Source organism: Rothia sp. HMSC071B01, from assembly GCF_001808945.1.
Taxonomy (GTDB): domain Bacteria; phylum Actinomycetota; class Actinomycetes; order Actinomycetales; family Micrococcaceae; genus Rothia.
This window is the reverse complement of sequence record NZ_KV795038.1, coordinates 1-19,652: the sequence shown is the minus strand read 5'-3', so window position 1 is coordinate 19,652 and position 19,652 is coordinate 1. Positions and strand designations below refer to the sequence as shown.

At 54.8% G+C, this 19,652-nt stretch carries 20 protein-coding genes; 2 read left to right on the top strand and 18 right to left on the bottom strand.

Features of this window, described 5'->3' with window-relative positions:
• The 18 genes from HMPREF2527_RS00100 to HMPREF2527_RS00015 form a co-directional block, all read right to left on the bottom strand.
• On the bottom strand, window positions 1-336 hold a 336-nt coding region (locus tag HMPREF2527_RS00100), incomplete at its 3' end, for a hypothetical protein (RefSeq protein ID WP_141744409.1).
• Between the two features lie 177 nt (window positions 337-513).
• On the bottom strand, window positions 514-1,425 hold the full coding sequence (locus tag HMPREF2527_RS00095; protein ID WP_070505400.1) for a hypothetical protein: 912 nt from the start codon (window positions 1,423-1,425) through the stop codon (window positions 514-516).
• A gap of 194 nt (window positions 1,426-1,619) precedes the next feature.
• Complete coding sequence (locus HMPREF2527_RS00090) at window positions 1,620-2,462, bottom strand: hypothetical protein (protein ID WP_070505398.1); 843 nt, start codon at window positions 2,460-2,462, stop codon at window positions 1,620-1,622.
• A 240-nt stretch (window positions 2,463-2,702) separates the two neighbouring features.
• Window positions 2,703-3,263: a hypothetical protein gene (locus HMPREF2527_RS00085; RefSeq protein WP_070505396.1), complete on the bottom strand. Its 561-nt coding sequence runs from the start codon at window positions 3,261-3,263 to the stop codon at window positions 2,703-2,705.
• 178 nt (window positions 3,264-3,441) lie between these two features.
• Window positions 3,442-4,110: a hypothetical protein gene (locus HMPREF2527_RS00080; protein WP_141744408.1), complete on the bottom strand. Its 669-nt coding sequence runs from the start codon at window positions 4,108-4,110 to the stop codon at window positions 3,442-3,444.
• A 201-nt stretch (window positions 4,111-4,311) separates the two neighbouring features.
• Entirely contained in the window at window positions 4,312-5,142 is an 831-nt protein-coding gene (locus HMPREF2527_RS00075) for a hypothetical protein (protein ID WP_070505392.1), read from the bottom strand.
• Window positions 5,143-5,354: 212 nt separating this feature from the next.
• A complete protein-coding gene (locus HMPREF2527_RS00070; RefSeq protein ID WP_070505389.1) occupies window positions 5,355-5,801 on the bottom strand; it encodes a hypothetical protein in 447 nt (148 codons plus the stop codon).
• 131 nt (window positions 5,802-5,932) lie between these two features.
• Window positions 5,933-6,382 (bottom strand): hypothetical protein, encoded by a 450-nt coding sequence (locus HMPREF2527_RS00065; protein ID WP_070505387.1) that lies wholly within the window; start codon window positions 6,380-6,382, stop codon window positions 5,933-5,935.
• Between the two features lie 14 nt (window positions 6,383-6,396).
• On the bottom strand, window positions 6,397-6,936 hold the full coding sequence (locus tag HMPREF2527_RS00060; protein ID WP_070505385.1) for a hypothetical protein: 540 nt from the start codon (window positions 6,934-6,936) through the stop codon (window positions 6,397-6,399).
• Window positions 6,937-7,192: 256 nt separating this feature from the next.
• Window positions 7,193-7,666: a hypothetical protein gene (locus HMPREF2527_RS00055; protein WP_141744407.1), complete on the bottom strand. Its 474-nt coding sequence runs from the start codon at window positions 7,664-7,666 to the stop codon at window positions 7,193-7,195.
• Window positions 7,667-7,933: 267 nt separating this feature from the next.
• The gene (locus HMPREF2527_RS00050; protein WP_070505381.1) at window positions 7,934-8,467 is read right to left on the bottom strand and encodes a hypothetical protein; all 534 of its coding nucleotides are present in this window, start codon (window positions 8,465-8,467) and stop codon (window positions 7,934-7,936) included.
• Between the two features lie 267 nt (window positions 8,468-8,734).
• The gene (locus HMPREF2527_RS00045) at window positions 8,735-9,547 is read right to left on the bottom strand and encodes a hypothetical protein (RefSeq protein WP_070505379.1); all 813 of its coding nucleotides are present in this window, start codon (window positions 9,545-9,547) and stop codon (window positions 8,735-8,737) included.
• Between the two features lie 242 nt (window positions 9,548-9,789).
• Entirely contained in the window at window positions 9,790-10,281 is a 492-nt protein-coding gene (locus HMPREF2527_RS00040) for a hypothetical protein (RefSeq protein WP_070505376.1), read from the bottom strand.
• 212 nt (window positions 10,282-10,493) lie between these two features.
• Window positions 10,494-11,267: a hypothetical protein gene (locus HMPREF2527_RS00035; protein ID WP_070505374.1), complete on the bottom strand. Its 774-nt coding sequence runs from the start codon at window positions 11,265-11,267 to the stop codon at window positions 10,494-10,496.
• A 411-nt stretch (window positions 11,268-11,678) separates the two neighbouring features.
• Window positions 11,679-12,149, bottom strand: a complete 471-nt coding sequence (locus HMPREF2527_RS00030; protein WP_070505371.1) for a hypothetical protein — start codon at window positions 12,147-12,149, stop codon at window positions 11,679-11,681.
• Window positions 12,150-12,253: 104 nt separating this feature from the next.
• On the bottom strand, window positions 12,254-12,685 hold the full coding sequence (locus tag HMPREF2527_RS00025) for a hypothetical protein (RefSeq protein WP_070505369.1): 432 nt from the start codon (window positions 12,683-12,685) through the stop codon (window positions 12,254-12,256).
• Between the two features lie 184 nt (window positions 12,686-12,869).
• Window positions 12,870-13,847, bottom strand: coding sequence for an AcrVA2 family anti-CRISPR protein (locus tag HMPREF2527_RS09805; RefSeq protein ID WP_083294438.1), 978 nt, complete (start codon window positions 13,845-13,847; stop codon window positions 12,870-12,872).
• A gap of 139 nt (window positions 13,848-13,986) precedes the next feature.
• Window positions 13,987-14,682 (bottom strand): hypothetical protein, encoded by a 696-nt coding sequence (locus HMPREF2527_RS00015; protein ID WP_070505367.1) that lies wholly within the window; start codon window positions 14,680-14,682, stop codon window positions 13,987-13,989.
• Window positions 14,683-15,346: 664 nt separating this feature from the next.
• Between HMPREF2527_RS00015 and HMPREF2527_RS09630 the strand changes: the two genes are divergently transcribed.
• Both HMPREF2527_RS09630 and HMPREF2527_RS00005 read left to right on the top strand, forming a co-directional pair.
• Complete coding sequence (locus HMPREF2527_RS09630; RefSeq protein ID WP_141744406.1) at window positions 15,347-15,820, top strand: hypothetical protein; 474 nt, start codon at window positions 15,347-15,349, stop codon at window positions 15,818-15,820.
• Window positions 15,821-18,412: 2,592 nt separating this feature from the next.
• On the top strand, window positions 18,413-19,615 hold the full coding sequence (locus tag HMPREF2527_RS00005; protein ID WP_070505362.1) for a helix-turn-helix domain-containing protein: 1,203 nt from the start codon (window positions 18,413-18,415) through the stop codon (window positions 19,613-19,615).
• Window positions 19,616-19,652 lie beyond the last annotated feature (37 nt).

The window sequence follows — 19,652 nt, the reverse complement described above, 5'->3', positions numbered from 1 at the left end:
GATGGTTTCTTCCATGAGGCTCTTACGGAACGCCTCAACGTCTGCGCCTTCAGGAATCTCATGAGTCAGGTCTAGCTCAAAGTCACCGTTCATCAAGGCGGCGCGGACAGCAGAGCGGTGCCCACCGACAAAGCATTGTTCAATGCAATCAGAGTCGAACGTGTCCCGGCCGTACTCCCATACTAAGGCGAACGTGTGGCGCAGATGAGTGTTCTTCTTCGAGCCAGGGATAGGGTAGCGGTCCAGCATCTCCACACAGTGAACCTTAGGGGTAAAGCCCTCCTTCTCCAGAGAGGAAAATGCGGCGTGCAGGTCGGTATCGGGCAGGGTGCTCATGGCGTGCCTCCTTAGGGCGTTAGGAATAAATGTCGTGCTGTGTTATGCCTTAATCATCCCATAAAAGACAAAACCAAAAAGGCTAAGGACATATAATGTCCCATTACACAAGGTTGGTTAGCCCGGTCTGCACAAGCTGTGCAGACCGGGCTAACGTCTAGGTTCCCCGAAGATGAATTAGCGAATCGTGGGGGCGGGGGCGAGGTACTTTCTGGCGCTCAGGGCAACCTGTTCAGCAGCCTTCTGGGCCGCCTGGCGTGCCTTATCGTATCCCCTGGTGAGAATCTGAAGGGGGGTACCATCCGGGTGGTTAGACATGTAGCGGTGGATTCCCGGAGCCTCAGAAAGAACAGCATCACTCACAGCCGCGCAATAATTGATGTTGCGTAAGGAAACCCCGTAGGACAGATCGCCCAGCGGCGCAACCTTTTCAACGGCCTCAGATGCCCGACTGAACTCCTCGCTCAGGCGATCATCAAGCCTCTTCATCGCAGAGCTCATCACCTCCTCATACGCAGCGAACGCGGCAGATGCATCCGCACCGTACACATGGTGCTCGTGAACGTCATGAAAGAGATTACTCATAGCCTGCCCGGTGAAACGATCAATCCCCGTAGCCCGCGCGCCGCCCAGGTAATGAAGAACGGGGAGGCTTAAATCTGAACAGAAATCATAGAACCGCCGATTTGCAGTCCCATAGTCATACTCCGCACGAGCCAAAGCGAGCGCTTCAGCTTCAGGCATGGGGTCAATGGCCCACAGTTGAAGAACGTGGCTGGGGTTGTGCTTAGGGCTGGTGGTGTTGCTGGTGTAATACCACATGTGCAGGCCGCTGGGCTCTAGGCGCTGGGTGAGGGTGCCGTATGTCTCGCCGGTGGTGCGGTTCTGGAGGGTGGTGCCGTCGGGGGTGCACAAGAGGGCGGGGGCACATACTTTGTGTTCAGGGTATGGGGTGTGTCCTCCAAGAATGGCCCGGTCGGTTTCGGACATCTGGGCGGTGATGACCGGTACCCAGAGGGCAACATATGAGCCGGGGGTGATGGGCGTCTTCTCTGAAGTACCCATGTAGTAGTGGTGGAGCGCAGCCATTGGGGTCTCTTTCGTCGGTGGGGGACGGGGTGATTTCCCGTTTCTTCTGTGGTTTTATGCCTTAATTGTTCCATGAATGAAGAGGCTGAACTCATATACGGACATGTAATGTCCCATTGTGCAAGGCTGTTTGTCCGGTCTGCGTCAGCTGACGCAGACCGGGACAATGCCTCATGCTCACCCGCCCCTAGACCTTAGGCGTACCAGACCGTCGGAACAGCCCTGAAATGGAAAAGGGCGATTGTCTCATGACCGGTGCGCACCATATCAGCAGCCTCAAGAAGAGCAGGCTTCACATCCTTCTTCGACATCCTGAGGTGCTGCCTCAGCAGCGGCGCCTCATGCTCTAGCGTCTGCTTAATCTCAAAGCGAGTGGGTGCGTGAAGCTCAGCGAGTGCCCTAGCCGCCTGGTTAAGCTCTTTCGCCAGCTTCCGTTCTAACGCCGCCTGCGCCTCGGTTACCGCCTGACGGTATGCATAGTAGGCTTCTTCCCGCTCTGAGTGGTAGGTGTTGCGCTGATGAGCGTTAATGAAGATTTCTCGTACTGCTTCTTCAACGGCTGCGCCCTTTTCTTCGTCTTCATCTGCGAGTGCCTGGAAGAGGGGGTGTGCGTATTTGGAGGCGCGGTAGCGCTCGAATCGTCCTACGGCGGTGTCTTGTGCGTAGGTGGTGCGGGCGAGGGTGAGGGCTTCTCCAGTAGGGAGCGGGTCGATAATCCAGACGCGGGTGAGGAAAGCGGCTGCCTTAGGGTTGTATCGGCTGGTGTAGACCCACCGATATTCTCCGGGGCGCCATTCATGCTGAGTGAGGGTGCCAAAGATGGTGTCGGTGGCACGGCTTTTGAGGGTGGTTCCGTCCGGGGTGAACAGCAGAAGGGGCGCTACCTGTTTAGCGGGGCTGAAACCATCTGCCCTGATGATGAATTGTTCTTCTTCAGGTATTTCAGGGTTGATGGCATCTGCCCAGAGTGCGATATAGGAGCCGGGGGTGATGCTGACCTTGTTCTGGTCTACCGTGTGTTGATGTAGTGCTGCCATGTTAGAGGCCTTTCTCTTCTATCCAAGGGGGCGGGGTTCCGCTCCCCTTGCTTTCTTTCTGTGGTGTTATGTCTTAATTGTTCCATAAATGAATAGGCTGAACTCATGTGCGGACATGGAATGTCCCACTGTGCAAGGCTGGGTTTTGGGGCCTAGAAACGGCACAAGCCTACAGAGGGGGGCATTTCCCCCCCATCTGTAGGCTTGTGAGCCGGGCACCAAAAGCTCCCCTCCCCTCCCCTAGTGGCTGGACGCATAGACCCTATCGGAGATATGAAGCTGCGCCGGAAAGGAAAAAACACCATCAGGTGAATACTCAGGATCTGCCGCCAGATTCACCCCATCAACCCAAAGAGCCCGCCACGGCCCCTTTTGAGAGACCGCATGAGACAAATCAGGGTCATGCTCTAGACGCTTGTTAGTTTCCGCAAGCAGCTGCTCCTCTAGCTGATCCTCCAAAGCGCACGTACCAAACCCATCAGGGGGCCCCGGATCATACATGTGCACCCAGGACTGCATCAAGGCACGTCGGGCATCCAGCAGCTCAATATATCGATCCCAGGCCATTTCATCATCAGGGTTACTCGTGCGGTAGATGTACCCAATATCGTAGTTTCCGTAATCGAAGCCGAAACCCTGGCGGTACCGCTGAGCTTCTTCATCAGCAGTAGACAAAGACTCTAGCGAGAATTGCGGTAGAGAAACACGCGCCAACGTGCCGCCGGTAGGGTGCCACAGCTGCACCCCCGGATCCTCCCAGCAATCGTCAATGCCCAAAAAGCACCGAACCTCAAGACTCATGATTGAACCCTTCCGCGTCCGTGGAACTTTGCCGTGTCGTTACGCTTATCGTATGGCGCTCATCGAGCATCAAACCGGCGAATGTAACAGTATGTCCCTACCCTAAATACTGGTGGGCTGCCGCCAAACACCCCCCGCCGGGGGGGTGCTTGGTAGCGCCGCCGCCTTATCCAGTCGCCTAAGCCGCTACCGCCTGCCCAGAACCTGCCACCTGCTCAGACTCCAGCTCCAGCTCAAATTCATCACCGAACCGGGCAACGTCCCACTCAAAATTCTCCATTGCATGCTTCAGGGCATCATCGCTCTCATGGCTTTCAGAATTAGGCAATGACGTGTAATCGACGCTTACCCATTCGGAGCCCTGCCCATCATGGGAAGGCTCAGCACGCTCCAGCACCACATCGACCCAATAGCCGCCGACGAATTCCAGCCAATCCATCACACCCCTAACATTCATGCCCTCATCATTGGCACCGAAACCGATACACTCCACACGCCCCCAAGCGTAGGTTTCCTCGGTAACAACTGCCACCGCCTCGGCATCAATGAACTCACGGGCAAACTGTAGAGCGAACTCTAGACCGCGTTTGCTGATGAGCTCGCGCAGCAGGGTTAGCGCCTTAGCATCATCTGCCGTGTCCTCCCAGCCGTGCAGGGTGCCGGTTGCCGCAATGCTACACATCGGCTCGTACGGGCCGTTCTCAACCTCCAGGTATTCCAGCAATGCCGGGTACATCATCACCCGGTAGTTCTCGCCTTCGTAGGTGCCTTTGGCAAAGGGGGCGTTGAGCGTGAACCCGGGGGCCGGGCGGGTGAACACTTCAGGGGAAAAAGTAGAGTCAGTCATGGGGGAATCTCCAATCACAAAAGAGGTGAACATGTCGTGTTGTATGCCTTCATCATGTCATGTATTGAAGCCCTCAACTCATCTAAGACATGGAATGTCCCACTATGCAAGGTGTACGGCGTGCAAGGTGTGCGGCTGCGCCCCCCTTCCCTCCAGGCTCCACACAGAACCCAGAAAGAGGGGGGCAACGGGGGCGTACCCTTAGGGGCGGCTCCAGACCTTCACCGCGTAGACCTCCACCGGAGCGTCCAACTCGATTCCGTGCTTTTCGCCGCGTCCAACATAGAAGACCCCGGGCGATACAAAATGGCTTGAGCCGAACAATCCGGCGGCATCCAGCGCATCCGTAATAGCCTTCTGGTCATGAAGAATGCTGTGGGTGCCCAGCACCGGCATGCCACGAAGGTTCTTCACCGAAGAGCCGCGCGGGAAAGACTGAAGAGGCTCAGGGGTACCACTCAAAGGCACCTGAATCTCGCAATAGCCCGCCCAATCCTCCATCTCCCAATCCCACGGCTGAACCATCCAGCGGGGGCGCTCAGCATCATTCACCGCCAGAAGACGAACCGTACGGCGAGCGCTCGGACGGAGCCAAAGGGCAAACTCGCCATCCTCACCGGGGCCAACGTACAGGTCAATGAGCTCAAATAGGCGCTCCACTACCTCATCGGTCTCATTGACCAGCGGAGGGATACCGGAGGCATCGGTAGGTTCCACCTCGCCCAAATCTGCAATACGCAGGGTCGGAAGGGTAAAGCCGTGCTCTTGCAGGAAAGCACGTACCGCGCCTTCTTTGGAGGCGTTGTAGAGAATGGAGCGGGTGAGGTTATCGAAAAGCTCACGGTCGCCGGTGTAGAAGTTCTCTTCCAGCCATTGCTCGAAGCTCAGCCCCTCATCTTCCAGCTCTTCCAAAGCTGACACCATGCACCCGCCAAGATGCAAAGCTTCAGGGCTGGAGGAAGGGGTGGTGCTCAAGCCCAGGAAGCCATAATCAGCCTCCACGGGGTAGAGGCGAATACGGGAAGAAGCCATGATTAAATCCTTTCACGCTAGGCTCTTGGTCGATACCAAGAACCGGGACACTTGCCGTGTTGTGTTATGCCTTAATCATGCCACCTATTACAACCCAAAACTAATGAAGAACATATAATGTCCCAACCCACAATGAAGCCCAAAACAGCGAGCACACCCCACCTGTTCCGGTGAAGCGCGCTCGCTGTTTCTCTATTCATGGTTGCTGCCCTTTAGACGAGATGAGCCGTAGCGGCGTAGGTGTCCTGCATCCGGTGGTCATGCTCTGATTCATCTTCCAGTACTTCACCGGTGATGAGGTAGAGCCCTCCAAAACCTCGCGCGGCGGCATAGAGGATACGGCGGGTATTATCCGCCCCGTGAAGACCAGCCAACCCCGCAATAGTCGCAGCATCCTGGAACGATGAGAGCGGGGCGAGGAAATTATCATCTACCCCGCATCCGGTGCGCAGAAGGCGAAGATGCCCGGGGGTATCGAACTCAACGAGCGCACGGAAGATGTTCAACCGTCCGTACTCTTCGGTGGTGACCTGTACGAAGTCCTCACCGGTGCCTGCCTCGACTTCTCGAACATAGGTGCTGAGCACCTGAAACACCGTGATTGCCGATTCGGGGTAATCGAGAATTTCATGTTCTAGAACGCTGTGATCGGTGGACATAGGGACATTCCTTTCAAAAGAAGGGCGGGGCGCTGCCGATAATCACCGCACCCCAAAAGACGGAAAAGACAAAGACACCCGGGGGGGGTTGGCGGTGACCACCCCCCCCGGGTACAGGCGGCGAGCGCTCGCTAATCGGCGTCGAAATCTTCAGTGTCGAAATCGGCCTGGTTCACCAGCTCACCATTCACGCGGATATACCAGGCACCATCCACCTCAGCGGGGTTCTGGATGCCGAAATGGGAGCGGGCGAAGGGGTGAACGACCTGGGCAAGATAGGCCCTCACACCCGGCGGGCAACATGCCGGATGCTCCAAGCCCGCATCCTCGCCGTGGTAGAACTGCTCACGCGGCATCTTCAACGTCGGGAACGGGTAATCGTACATCCACGTTGAATCTTCATCGTCCAGAACTCGCATCACACAGCTCAGCTCCACCATGCCGTTAGAGCCCTCATCGCTATCCACCGCAAACCATGCCGTCGCACCGGGCATCGTATCCATAAGCTCCTGAAACGCGGCACGGCACGCGGCACGAGTTTCAGTAGAATCAAGACCAGCCATCACAGCTCCCTCAGGCATATTCCGTCACCTCCTTAAGCCATGCGGTCGCAGACCTTCGCAACCAGCACATAGGCACCGTCAGGCAGGCGCCCCCTCGACGTGGTACCGTCAGCATGCACCACATTCCCACAGCTAATCTCGGCATACTCGATGACGCGGTAGCAAGCGTTGTAACTACGCTTCACCCTTGCCTCAAACAGAGACTCCAGCGCAAAAATGCCCTCCTGACACACGTTACCCAGATCGCCATCATCATTAGAAAGCAAGTACTGCACCTCCCTACCGCCCTTCTTAAGGAGCTTCATATCATAGGGAGTAATACGAGCCAGGAACAGCTCAGGCGCATGATGAGCTCCAAGCAACAGAGCCGGGGGCTCATGGAATCCACCTTCCAAAGAGAGCATGGCCCGGAAAATATCACCGCTCCTGTAGTAACGGGTGCTCTTACCATCAACGGTCACCTCAGCGGCAGGCTTACCCAAAGCCGCCAAATATTCGAGAGCGGCACTCTCCTCAGAATCCTCATGAATGGTGGTGCCGTCATACAGGCAGGTAGCAGGCTTAGTGCTCATGGCAGGTTCCTATCGGTTAGAAATGAAGAAGAATCCAGGGCTTATCCCCGACTCCTTACCGTGCTGTTATGCCTCAATAATTCCACAAAACAAAAGCCAATACGCACACACAACATGTAATGTCCCAGAACCAAAAAAGCATCCACTACAGCCCACAAACACACAGCGAGCACCCCCGGCAGCTCTCATCGACCAGGGGCGCTCGCAGCGTATTCAGTTCAAGGTTCGGGGCGCAACGTCTTAGCTACTAGTGGGTCTAATCCAGCGGGCTGAAAACAAGGTACAGGATGAATCGACCTTCTTTAGGGCCACACTCGCAGTCAACCACGCGCCCATCACTCAGAGCCGAGGCATGAATGGAGCGATGGTCCGGGGTGGGGACATCCTGAAAAATATCCTCATACCCATCCCACCACTGGCCAGAAGTCTTATGCAGAAACTGCATGAGAGCTTCTGTAAGTTCCACATCCTCCGAATCGGACCTGGGCCTACGGAAACCACTCACGAAGGGGGAACCACTTTCAGACGTCTCACCACTAAGCAATGCGTACTTCTGAAGCGCCGGGAAACCCTCAAGACTTTCAAACGTCGTAGAGTCTGACAGAGATAAACGAACAGCACGAAATTTTACCCTTTCAGGGAGGAATGTAAACACCCACACATCCCAGATCTTCCCGAAATCATCATTGAACACTCCAGCTCCTACTTCTACGGTGTAATAATCACTCACTGGCAACAAATCCTCTCACGCAAGGGGTCCTAAGTAACCGGTAGTTCCGATTACCTTTCCATGTTTTATGCCTCAATCATCCCACGATTAAGAAGGTGCACCCTATGAAATACATGTAATGTCCCAGAACCAAAAACCCACCCACTACAGCCCACAAACACACAGCGAGCGCCCCCGGCAGCTCTCAACTACCAGGTGCGCTCGCAGTGTATTCAGTTCAAGGTTCGGGGTGCCTGCTCAGAGAACGCGGCGTCTCCACACTAGGCCCTAAGCGTAGCTATTGGAAGTCTTTTCAACCAGTACGTAGGAACCGTCAGGTAGACCGCTCGGAGCCGTGGAGCCACCGAGCAGATAGGCAGTACCCTCGGAGACATTAGCGCATTCGGTGATTCGATAATGGCCATCGTTCGAGGTGGCCATAACCTCTGCTGACAAGAGGGCATCTAAGGTCACGTCGAAGCGGTATTCCTGCATGACCTCACCGAAATTCATGCCTTCAGACGTGAGACCGTGGAACATCTTCTGCCACGGTTCAGCCGGGGCAGTATCAGCAGGAACCAGCTTTGCCAGGAAAAGTTCAGGGCTGCGCGGCGCATCTCCCAGCAGAAGGAAGGGCGCATCTTCACCTTTGCCAGTTACCGAGAGCATGGCACGGAAAATAGTATCCCGGCACCGGTAGACTTCCCTTTCAAAAGCAACCCCCTCGTACTGTGCGATTGCCTGAAGATACTCGGAGGCGGTGGTACGCGAAACATCCCTGGTGAGATTCAGGCTCGCATACAGGCGGCTAGGTGCACCCATGATTCATCCCTTTCAAAACGGAGAGCTAGAGCAACCGGGGAAAATCCCGGCATGCCATCTTATATGACTCAATTATCCCCCAAAATACAAGCCAAAACTCACACACAACATGCAATGTCCCATAACCAAACACTACCCCCGCTACAACCCCTAGCAAGCACCCCCGGCAGCTCTCAACCACCAGGAGCGCTCGCTAGAGCATCCAGCCTAGCTACTTCCTAACGACCCATACCGGGAATCAGCTGGCTAGGCAATGAGGATTAGACATTAGACATAGCGGATTTCCCCCTCATAGACGCTGGAGGGGTGATTAAGATTCAAACCGCACTCGGTGCCATTGCCGACATAGCGCAGATACGGGAGAACCATATGCTTAGCGCCGTCAAGAGACTGACCATCAAGGGCTTCTTCCAGCTCACGGGCACGCAGACCGGTCATCCGATGCGTGATACCTTCCGGGTCCCCATCCTCGGGCACCTTCAGGCAGTGAGGCTCCAAAGGCTCACCGAAAACCTCAGAACGGACGATGCCATACTTCGCCCAGCCCTCGATATTCCAGTCCCACGGCTGAATCAACCAGTACGGCAGATTACGCTGGTCATCAACCGCAATGAACCGGCAGAGGACAGGGCGACGCTCCAGACGCACATAAGGGTTACCGCCCCAATCGTACAGAAGAGTGAGGTCAAAGAGGCGGTCCACCTGGCGCAGATAAATCCGACTGGTATTTGACAGGAACGGCACACCAGAACCTTTCAAGAATCGCAGGTGGCGGTTCTCATCATGTCGGAGAACCGGCAGATAGAATCCGCGATCATTGAGCCAGTCATGTACATGCCTCTCGGTGCCATAACGATAAAGAATCGAATCCCGCAGATCGTTGAGGTACTTATGCGGGCTCTTGATGAACTCTTCCTTGACCCAGTCCTGGAAAGTGTGCCCTTCCTCCACGAACTTCTGCAAAGCACTGCATTCGCAGCTGGCGATATGCATGGAGCTGGACGAACCATCAGCCCTGGTACCCAGGGCGAGCATGTTGTACGAGTCGGTTGCCAAAAACAGGTCAATGGGATTCGACATGGCAATAGATTCCTCTCATGTAGGGGCTTGAGTCACCGGGGGCTATCCCCCGTCCCTCATCATGTTCTATGCCTCAATCATTCCACGAAACAAAAACCCATACACACGTACAACATGTAATGTCCCACCCCACAACGAAGCCCCAAAATAGCGTGCTCCCCCGGCAGCTCCCACCTGCCAAGGGCGCTCGCTAGAGCATCCAGCCTAACTACTTCCTACCCCCCATACCGGGGCGCATCATGCTAGAAGAACTCCACCGTCAAGCCTTCAAGGAAACCGCCATGCTCAACGATCAGCTTCTTATAGGAGTCAATGACAAGCTGCAACTGCTCCGGGTAAACAGTGCTATCGCCCGCATCAATCCGCCTCTGCGTTTCCTCATCCACCGGAACAAACAGATGGTGGGAATGAAGACGGATAATGTCTTCATACGGGAGGGCAGGCTGGGTATTCAGAATCTGCGCCGGGTCTTTTGCACAGCAGTACCCGGGCATCAACAGCACCACATCCGCAATGCTACGCCGAACAACCATACCCTCATCCTTCAACGGCAGGTCGAAATACAAATGCGCATTCAGACGGAGCTCACCATTACGAGGGTATCCACTATGGACAGTCGCACCAATGTGCAGGGTTGCACCCAGCTCCTTCAAGCGGGCGAAACGCTTAGCGTTCAAACGACGTACCGCGCTCTCAGACGTCACACGGCGGCAGGAGGGAGGGCGAAAATACATGGCACATCCTTTCAAAGGAGGGAGAGAAACAACCGGGGGTTCCGGCTGCTTTGTCATGTTCTATGCCTCAATCGTCCCATGAAACAAAAGCTAATACGCACATACAACATGTAATGTCCCATCCCACAATAAAGCCCAAAAATAGCGAGCGCCCCCCACCTAGTTACAGGTGAGGGGCGCTCGCCGTGGTTCTGGTTCAGGGAGCCAAGGGTCTATGCTTCGTGGATCCTGAGAAAATTTCGCTCCGCTACGATAAAGCGCTGCTTGGCCAGGATTGCTTTCCATCGAGCGACGCCGCTGATCTCAAAGAGCTCTCTTGCAGTCTTGACGGCTTCTTCAGAGAGATTGACGGCCTCGGCAACTTCCTGAGCGGCCTCACGCCGACTCTCAGCGTCACCGGAATCCTCCTCAATAAATGGGCGGAATTTCTCGGTAGAATCGGCAGCTTTTCGAGCTACCGCAGCAACACGATTAAGCACCTCAACATACTCATCCTTGTAATTCTTGTCAGCAGCTTTTCGGGCGATTTCAGAAGCGGTACGGGCGTGAAAACCGGCTTCACGGATACCCTTCCGGATTTTAGCGGCAGGTTCGCACTCCTGCTGCCACAGAAGAAGTTCATTCCTTGCAGTTTCGAGGGTGGAAACTCGGTCAGGCGCATCCTGGCAGGAGGCGAGGAGTAGGGCGGTCAGGCACGCTACCTGGTGAGGCGACATAAACTCCTGGGCATTACTGTCAATTTGAGCAGCGAAAGCGTTAAGAACTGCTACGTCTGTTTCGTCAGCAACATCCGTATCTGGCCAATCCATGTACTCGTTAATGGAATCATATTCACGGTCCAGGCCCTTGGCCACGTATTCTTCGCTGTTGATAAACCAAATCCGCTGGAAGATGCGGGCAAGGCTGCGGGGCATGTTCGTGAACACAGTATATTCGTGCCTCCGAATGAAGGAGGGGTGCTTGAAATGAGTGTCGTCGGTGCGCATTTTCGGGTGTCCTTTCTATAAGGGGAGGGCTGCCACGCTCCATGCGTGGCGAGGGTCCAGCTATTGATGCTTCATGGATTAGCAATCAATATTTGCTATGCCTTCATCCTCCCACATGCGGTAATAATGTGCCTGGTGACTCGTCATACGGGATAATCCTCTTCGGTTAGGTTGCCATCGTCTGCCTTTCTAAGAAGTTAAGCTGCCAGGCAGGCGCTTCAGAGGTTCATCCCTGATGCTTCTAAACACCAAACACTGTTATGTGTTATGCCTTAATTGTCCCACAAATATAAAGAACTTGCGCGCTAGTTAGTCATCATGTCCCACATGACAATGTATAAAAAATGAGCGCCCCGAAACACCAGGGGACGCTCATTAAATATAGGCACTAACGGCCAGTCACCTAACCGATCAGACCTCTCTACGGTTGAGGAAGCTGCCGTAAGGATGGGACAAGAACCGGCGGGCAATCTGCTGCCACTGCACCCGCTCTGCAGCATTCAATCCCCCCTGCTCCTCACGCCACATGAAAGACTCCAGTACCGACCATGTGGCAGATTCCTCACCAGCCACCGGCACAACACTCACCAGCTCCTCATCAGACAGGCCGAAAGACTCACGAACATACAACGCAATATCCTCAGCACGATACGGCGGAGAAACCACCCTCACAGCAGCACCAGCCACCAGAGCAAAGAAAGGATCCGACTTACCACCCCCGCCTCTGCTCTCGGCGCTCGCGCCCACACCCAGAGCAGCCCAGGACACCAAACCCTCCAGAGTATCGACTGCCTCAGCGGTCACGACCCACTCCCCTGCCGCCGGGTCCCACACCTTCACCATTGCACGGTACAGGGCGGCACCCTCCAAACGTTCATTCATCGAAATCTCCTCTCTCACGCCAAAACCCACCCACTCCATCACGCGAGCGCACCCCCTGCAATGCTGCTGTACGGGGTGCGCTCGCTGTGGATATTGTGCCTGGTTTACCAGGGTTCGATGATTTCGGAGATGTCTTCTCGGGTGAGGTTCAGCTTCTGCAGCAGGCGGTCTTCTGCCTCAGTGTAGGGGGTTGCCTCATCATCAGGGTTCTCAGGTGAGGGGGTGAATCCCTCATCCCACGTGGTGCCGCTGATGGAGACTGCATCTTCGAGATTGATGTACTCCATGGTGGGCTCTGCATCTTCGCTCAGATCCTCCAGGTCATCGGTAGAGGTGAGGACCTGAAGCACTACTTCATAGCGAATCTCGGTGCCGCTGGTGTAGTCGTTTGAGTCAATCAGGTTCTCTTCCTGCGCCCACTTGAGGGCGAGGCTGCCACCTGCTTTGAGGTAGTTCTTGAGGGCGTCCTTTACCTCGTCCTCAGTGGTGCACTGCTGGAGAGCCTTAGCTGCGGTTGCAACATCATGGGTGGTCATTTTTTACTCCTAATCGGGTAATCATTTTCTGTTGTGCCTTAATAGTGCCACGGAAATACAGGTGAGCACAGTGTGTGTTCCAGTATGTCCCAGAGTCAAATGTGCGGGGGGTGGGGGCAAATCGCTTGCACATGACGGCACCCGCCATAGCACCCCCACACCCAATGAAGCCTACGACACCAAACTAGCCATCACTGCCAGAACGCCAAACCTTCACCACCGGACGAACCACCAAATCCGCCCCCTCTGGACCACGCACATACGGCATAATCCACTGCACCCGACGCAGCGACCGGCCCTTACCGTAAGCTACCCGCTTCCAATGCCCACGGGTAATAACTCGGTGCTTCAACGTCCACTTCTTTTCCCCAGGTTCATGCTCATCTGCAGCGCTATGATCAGGGATAGAGTTAGCCAGCAAATGAGCTCCAACCTGAACCGTGCGGACAGGGTACCCAGCCTTAATAATCTTCCTCTTCCCGTGCTTCCTCTTAGTCACCTCACCGACAGTCTCCGTTCCCACCCGAGCTACTGCTGAATCACCCATCAGCAGATACGTAGCACGCACAAGATTCTTCAGCTTCTTCTGCGTATTTAAATCCACATCAGCCAGCATGTAAAAGCTGCCAAACTCATAAATTGAGCTACCCTTCTTGTCTGGGGCCGCAATATTCAAAAGTACAAAATCACTCCCTGAAAACGGGGAAGTTTTGACATACCCAATAACCTCACAATGGTAATGCCGGCCCCCCGCAATATCTATTGGCAAGTAGAACCCAGTTCCCCGCTCAAAAATCACTACACCCATGGCAGGTATTTCCCGCTCACCCAGAGAAGCCTCAATAACCTCTTCAGGCACAGAACTCAGAGATTGCGCCGCCTCAACAGCGATAGCAGCCATCACATCCTCAACCCACAGCACCTCACTCATTCGAGCCTGAGCAACAGCATTACTCCTGCCAATACGCACAAAATCCTTAGCCCTAGAACCAAACTTCAGCGCTTGCTGAGGATCCTCTAGAACTATGCTGGATCCAGGAATCGGAGATTCAGAATCAGGCAAGAGGTTTTTGTCGAAATATGCACGCTCCACGTACTCCTCGAACTCATCCAGAAGTTGCGGTACATCCTTGATCGCAATGCGTGACTTATGCTCACTCATCGTTACACCTTTCGTCTAGAAGCTTGTCTGCCCTCATTGTGTCATGGCATTCTTCCAGCGCACCCTATATGGACCGGGTATGTCCCAAGAGTAAATACGAGAAGGAGAGGGGGGTACCCCCCCTCCCCTTGGAACCAATCTAAAAGCGGCGCAAATCAACACCGAATGCAGAACGAATCTCCATGATGTTATTCATCATTCCTCGCCAGTCAGAACTAGTCGAGGGAATAGTGACGCTTTTGCCCAGCCCCGGAGTTCCAGACTTCCAGATTTTGTGATGCCCCGTTCCAGATTTAGAAACTGCAAACCCAGCGCGCCGAGCACGGGCCAACAGATCATTAACATGTTGAGGCATCGAACCCACAGGGGTTCCCCCTGAGCTCTTCGATATAGTAGGTTGCCTCAAAATTTTATAATTCAAAGATTTTGAGGTCCCCACACTAACGATCCGATTTTTTCCCTCATGAACAAGCACATCAAAAAGACCGCGGTACAAGGTTCGCCCTTTTTCTGCAGGGAAGGCATCAGCATCTTCCATACTTGCAATCACATTTCCGGGAGTGACCTTGAGCTCCCTGCACTGCCTCAGCGCACGAGTGCTAACGTACCACCCATCAAGAGCCTCTGCGCTCATGTCGATTCCAGCAGATAGAATCACCCGCTTCTCCAAGTTAACTACCGCATACAGGCCACCTTCCCGATACGAATATATACCCTTTCCAAGGTCAAGGCATGATGCCGTCGGGGAGGTAAGAATTGCCTCAAATTTTTTATACTTCACGCCATTTTCGGCTGCTATCTCCTTCGCAGCCTTACCCCAATGCCATTTACCCATAACGTCTCCTTTCTGTAACAGCTTTTCTTAGTGTGCCTATTTGACCGTAATTCTGTCACGGGCTCCTCGGCACAGTGAATCGGGTTCCGGTACACCACCAAAGCGGCAGGTTCCCAGGGGGGTGAGTACCCGCTTGTGTTGTTAAAATACAACTTTTGTACTTGTGACAAATATATAGTTCCCCGGCATTCCACGCAACCCGCCACGCCGTTTCTTATGGTGTGATATACTCAGGCTCGAAAGAAGCTCGCTTGCGAGGAGTCTTGAGAGGTCTGAGTATCTACCCCAACAAAACAAGTAATTACCGGCAGGCTCCAGACACCCCATCCCGGCGAGATTCCCCCAAGCCTCACCGATAGAACAGGCACCCATGAACACCCCAAACCCAGCCCCCAAACAGCGCGCCCCACACCCTAGCCTGCTCTCCAAAATCCCCATTTCCATCCGCCTCCTCACCACCAGCACAGCCGGATCATTCCTCCTCGGAATCACCGGACTCTGGCAACAGTGGATGCCCACCTACCTCCTCCTCTGCCTCATCGGCCCCTCCCTCCTACCCTCCTCACAAGACACCCTCACCCACCGTTGCAGGCGAGCGCTCGCTGCCATAGCTGGAGCTCCCGTCGGGTTGCTCTTGGTGGGCGATGCTCTGCAAGCGTCAGGTGTGGCACCGACCGAAATACAGGAGGTCGGCCTCCGCATGGTGGCCTATCTCATCGTGGGTACCTGCGTGTTCGACAGTCTTACTGAAAGCCTCGATGATGCGACTGCAGACCAGATGGACGCCATGAAAAACATCATGATGCCCCTACTGGGAGGGGCCGCCACCTCCTTACTCGCACTAGACCTAAAACAGGCCATAGAGGGGTTCCCCATTCCCCCGATCACCGCCTGTATGTTTGGAATCTTTCTTTTCTACGGCGTCCATAAAGCACAAAACGTTGCCCAAAACCACGCCCCAATCTTCGGCCCACTCCTCACGGTTGCAGCCTTCTTCAGCTGGAACGCAGCCGCAGACGCCATCTTCATCGTCGGAATCCTCAGCCTCATCATCAACCTGCTGATCATCTACCATCGCCGCAAGAACGGCGTGGCCAATACCGAAAGCCAGCTAGAAGAGACCGCCCCCACCTTCTAAACCCCTCACCCTGCACCCCCGCTAAACCCCACCTAGCGGGAGCGCTCTATACCCTCCACTCCCCCACTTCCGCCCATCTATCCCGCCCGCGCTCGCCTTTCTGCAGCCTGTTTATCTACGCCAAGAATCCAACAAGTCGGAAACTTGGAAAGTTGGCATGTCGGAAAGCTGGAAAGTTGGCTTATCGGGATTCCAATATGGCGGGAAAGTGGCAACTCGACATGTTGCAAAGTCGGCAACCCGGCAACCTGGTAACCCTAAAAACGCACCCCCAAATCTCCTAAATCCAATGAGTTTATCCTTGTCAAGCTAGATATACTTCAAAACTTCACACAACAAAGAATGTGTGAAAAGTTATGCTTCAAAAAATGACGAACCACGTAGACACTCCCACTAAAAACCCGCTACACTAGAGACAGGTAGCAGTGCTAAAGCCTCTTGCCTCCCCCCCGTAATGCAGCGTCCTATCAACCACGCATTACCCCCTTCCCCGGCTGCTACAGCCCGGGCTTTCTTTGAGGCATGATCTTTAGTGTGCGGTGAATTCTTCGCCTAACCCCCTATTTCTCCCGGTGCCACCCTTTGCCGGAAGACCCGGGAGACTTTCATTGAGGCGTGTTCTATAACAGCAATAAGAGCTCACGGCTACCCCTTTTCTCCCGCCCCAACCTCGGGGCGGGAGACTTTCATTGAGCAAGCCCTGATGCCCCCTCTCGGAGACACGCATCAGGGCTTCGCTGTACCCCCTCACCCCCCAGCAGCAGCCACAACACCAAAGAACCAAGAAACCGACATGCCAAGAAGTCGGAAACCTGGAAAGTTGGAAAGCCAAGAAGCCAGCCACACAAGCGGTCAGTATCGGGGGTGGAATTAGGATTCTTTTCAGGAGTCCTGGTATACTAGTCTTATTAGGTTATGTCTGCGGCAACAGGCATAAACTGTCGCTTGATGCGGTAAATACTTATTGAACAAAACCCTCCCGTTTCCTGGACGTTAATTTTGACGTCCAAGAAACGGGAGGTTTTTTATAAGCAGTAAAGACACCCTCACGCCAAAAAACAAGCCCCCACTAACCCTCGGTAGACACTCGGAATGACGAATACACCCGCTGAGGCTCAGCCGCCCTCACCACTGCAGGATGAGACCACAAATCCCCCGCGCCCTTCACTCCCACCTCCCCAAGCACCCGCTGCTACTTCCGCTACCTAATCCACCCCGCCAGCTTTCCAACTTCCCAAGAAGCCGGAAAGTTGAAAAGCCAACATGTCGAAAAGTTTGCAAGTTGGCACCCACCACCCAGGCGGGAGAGCAGAACCCGTAACGCTGCCACCCCCCCCTGCGCTACCTGCTGCGCTCGCCTGCACTCTGCAATGACTGCACAATGCAAGCACTGCACTCTGCAATCACCCCGCCTGCTGTACCCCGTCCCACCCGCGCTCGCCCCCTCCACCCTGTACCCGATCTCACCCACCTACGCGCCCGCCCTCTCCTTGATCCGCCCCTGCATCTACCCGCCAACTCTCCAACTTCCCGACAAGCTGACAAATCGGAAAGCTGGAAAGTTGGAAAGTCGGCAACCCAATAAGCCAGCAATGGTAAGCGGGAACCAACCCCTGGTTCTTTCATTCGGCGCATAACACTGACCATGAGAAATCCAACCCGCCAAAACCTTTTGCTTACTCTTGCGCACCCCACCCTGCAGCACCTCTGCCTCTCTTGCCCGCACGCTCGCACCCGCCCACCTGGCGCTCGCCTCTGCCGTAACGTTCACAGTTGATCACACCTCCTTCCTCTCACCCTGCTGCACCGCTTCCTCCCCCCTTTCTCTGTGCCCGCCCCTGCCCGCCTAACGCGGCTACCCCCCCCGCACTCGCATCCTGCACCATCAACCCGTGCCGGCTGCCTCTTCTCTCCTAATCCGCCGGTAGACCAGACCCAGCAGCGCACCACCTACCAATCTCACCCGTACCCCCCGTTCGCTGGTAGAAGTGATAGCACTCTGCAATGACTGCACTCTGCTATCACCCCTGCCCATCTGCCGTTCCTTGCGCGCTCGCCTCCTTGGTCCCCCCTCCTGCATCTACCCTGTACCCGCCCCAGCACCACTCCGCCAATTCTCCAACTCTCCGACTTTCCAACAAGTCGAAAAGTCGAAAAGCCAACAAACCGGAAAGTTGGCAAGTTGGCACCCACTACCGGGCGGGGGAGCACCACCCCGCCTAACGCGGCCAAGACGTCCCACCTTCCGCCCCTGCGCCCGCTATCGTTCACACTTCATCACACCTGCCCCTTCCCTTCTCTTCTCTTACCCCCGGGTAAACCGCGCCGCCCCGTCTGCGCTCGCACCCACAGCACCACCAGAACCGTGCCGGCTGCCGCCAGCCCGCACTGACAGCACTATGCAGTGAATGCACTCTGCAATCACTGCAAACTGCTATCATCCTGCACCCCTACACTCACCCCACCCCTTCGCTATCGTTCACACTTCATCACGCCCTACCTGCACCTCTTCCTTAAGTCGTGTTGCTCTTGAATAACTCTTTACAAATATGTAAACTGTAAATACTTGAAGGAAAGAAGGAGGAGAATCGCATGACCGAGAACCAGTCTCTGACGGCCGCCGAAGCCGCAAAACTGCTCGGCATTAGCCGCCAGCGTTTCTACCAGCTGCTCAATACGTACCCTTTGGTCGCTGAAGAATCAGCTGCAGATAATGCCCGCCGCACCTGGAACAAGCAAGCTCTTATTGCATGGCGTTCCGCACAGCTCGCCCCAGGTGCACCCACAAAGGAAGAGAAGAAGCTCCCTCCCCAAGAGCGCCTTGGAATTGGCACATCAACCCGCTACAGCTGGTACCGTAACTACGTAGCCCGCGGAGCCTACATCCTTGCCAACTACCCTTCCAAGACCCCCTCTGAGGAGTGGGGCGCCAAGGCCCGCCGATGGATCAGCGAATATGGCGCCGAAGCGCGCCAGGAAGATCTGGAAGGCGTATGGGATGTCGGCTACATGTGGGGCGGATGGAGCCATTCAGCTCTACTAGGCGGAGCCCGAGACAGGTCTGTCTTTCGGAAAATTGGAGAGCGCGCTCTATATCATTACCACGCCGAACTCGATGTAGAGACCAGCCTCATAAAGGCTCTGTTTGACTTGTACAACGATGTCAAAATCAACTCCTGGATATATGGATTTCCGATGACGAAGACCCTGGAACATATCCACAAGGTGCTTGATATTTACAGCCTCAAAGACGATAAGAACGCGGTAGCACGCATCGACGAATGCATCACCGACACTATCCATAGTGTGCTGTTCGACCGCGCCTACAGGCATCCTGATTCTCAGGAAGTGGAGATTTTACGAATCTTCCTCCAAGATCTTGAAAAGGTCCGGGAATCGAATAACGAACAGGTGAACCTTGGTAATTCTCCTTCGTCCGATAAGCTCGAATCATTCCGCCTACGTCTGGCCAAGAACGGTGTAGGTATCACCCTGCGACTCTTGGCTAATAAGATGCAGCGTCAGTCATATCCGGAGCTCCTTGAAGCAATGGATCAGATTGCATGCAGCAGGGCGTTCTCCGTGATCCTCAATGAGGAAGACTTCTTGACGATTGATGAGGACGGAATGAATCAGATGGTGACCAAAGCCGTCCTGGAAGCTCTCTCAAGTCGAGCTGAGGACCTTGGGTACAAGCTTGTATTCTCGCCTGTAGCTCGCGACGACAGTGTGCATAGTGAGTGTGTGAAAACGTACTCCGATATGTACAGCTGCTTTGTTGAGAAGCTTCAATAGAATGAAGCATGGGGTCTGAGCCTTAAGGCTCAGACCC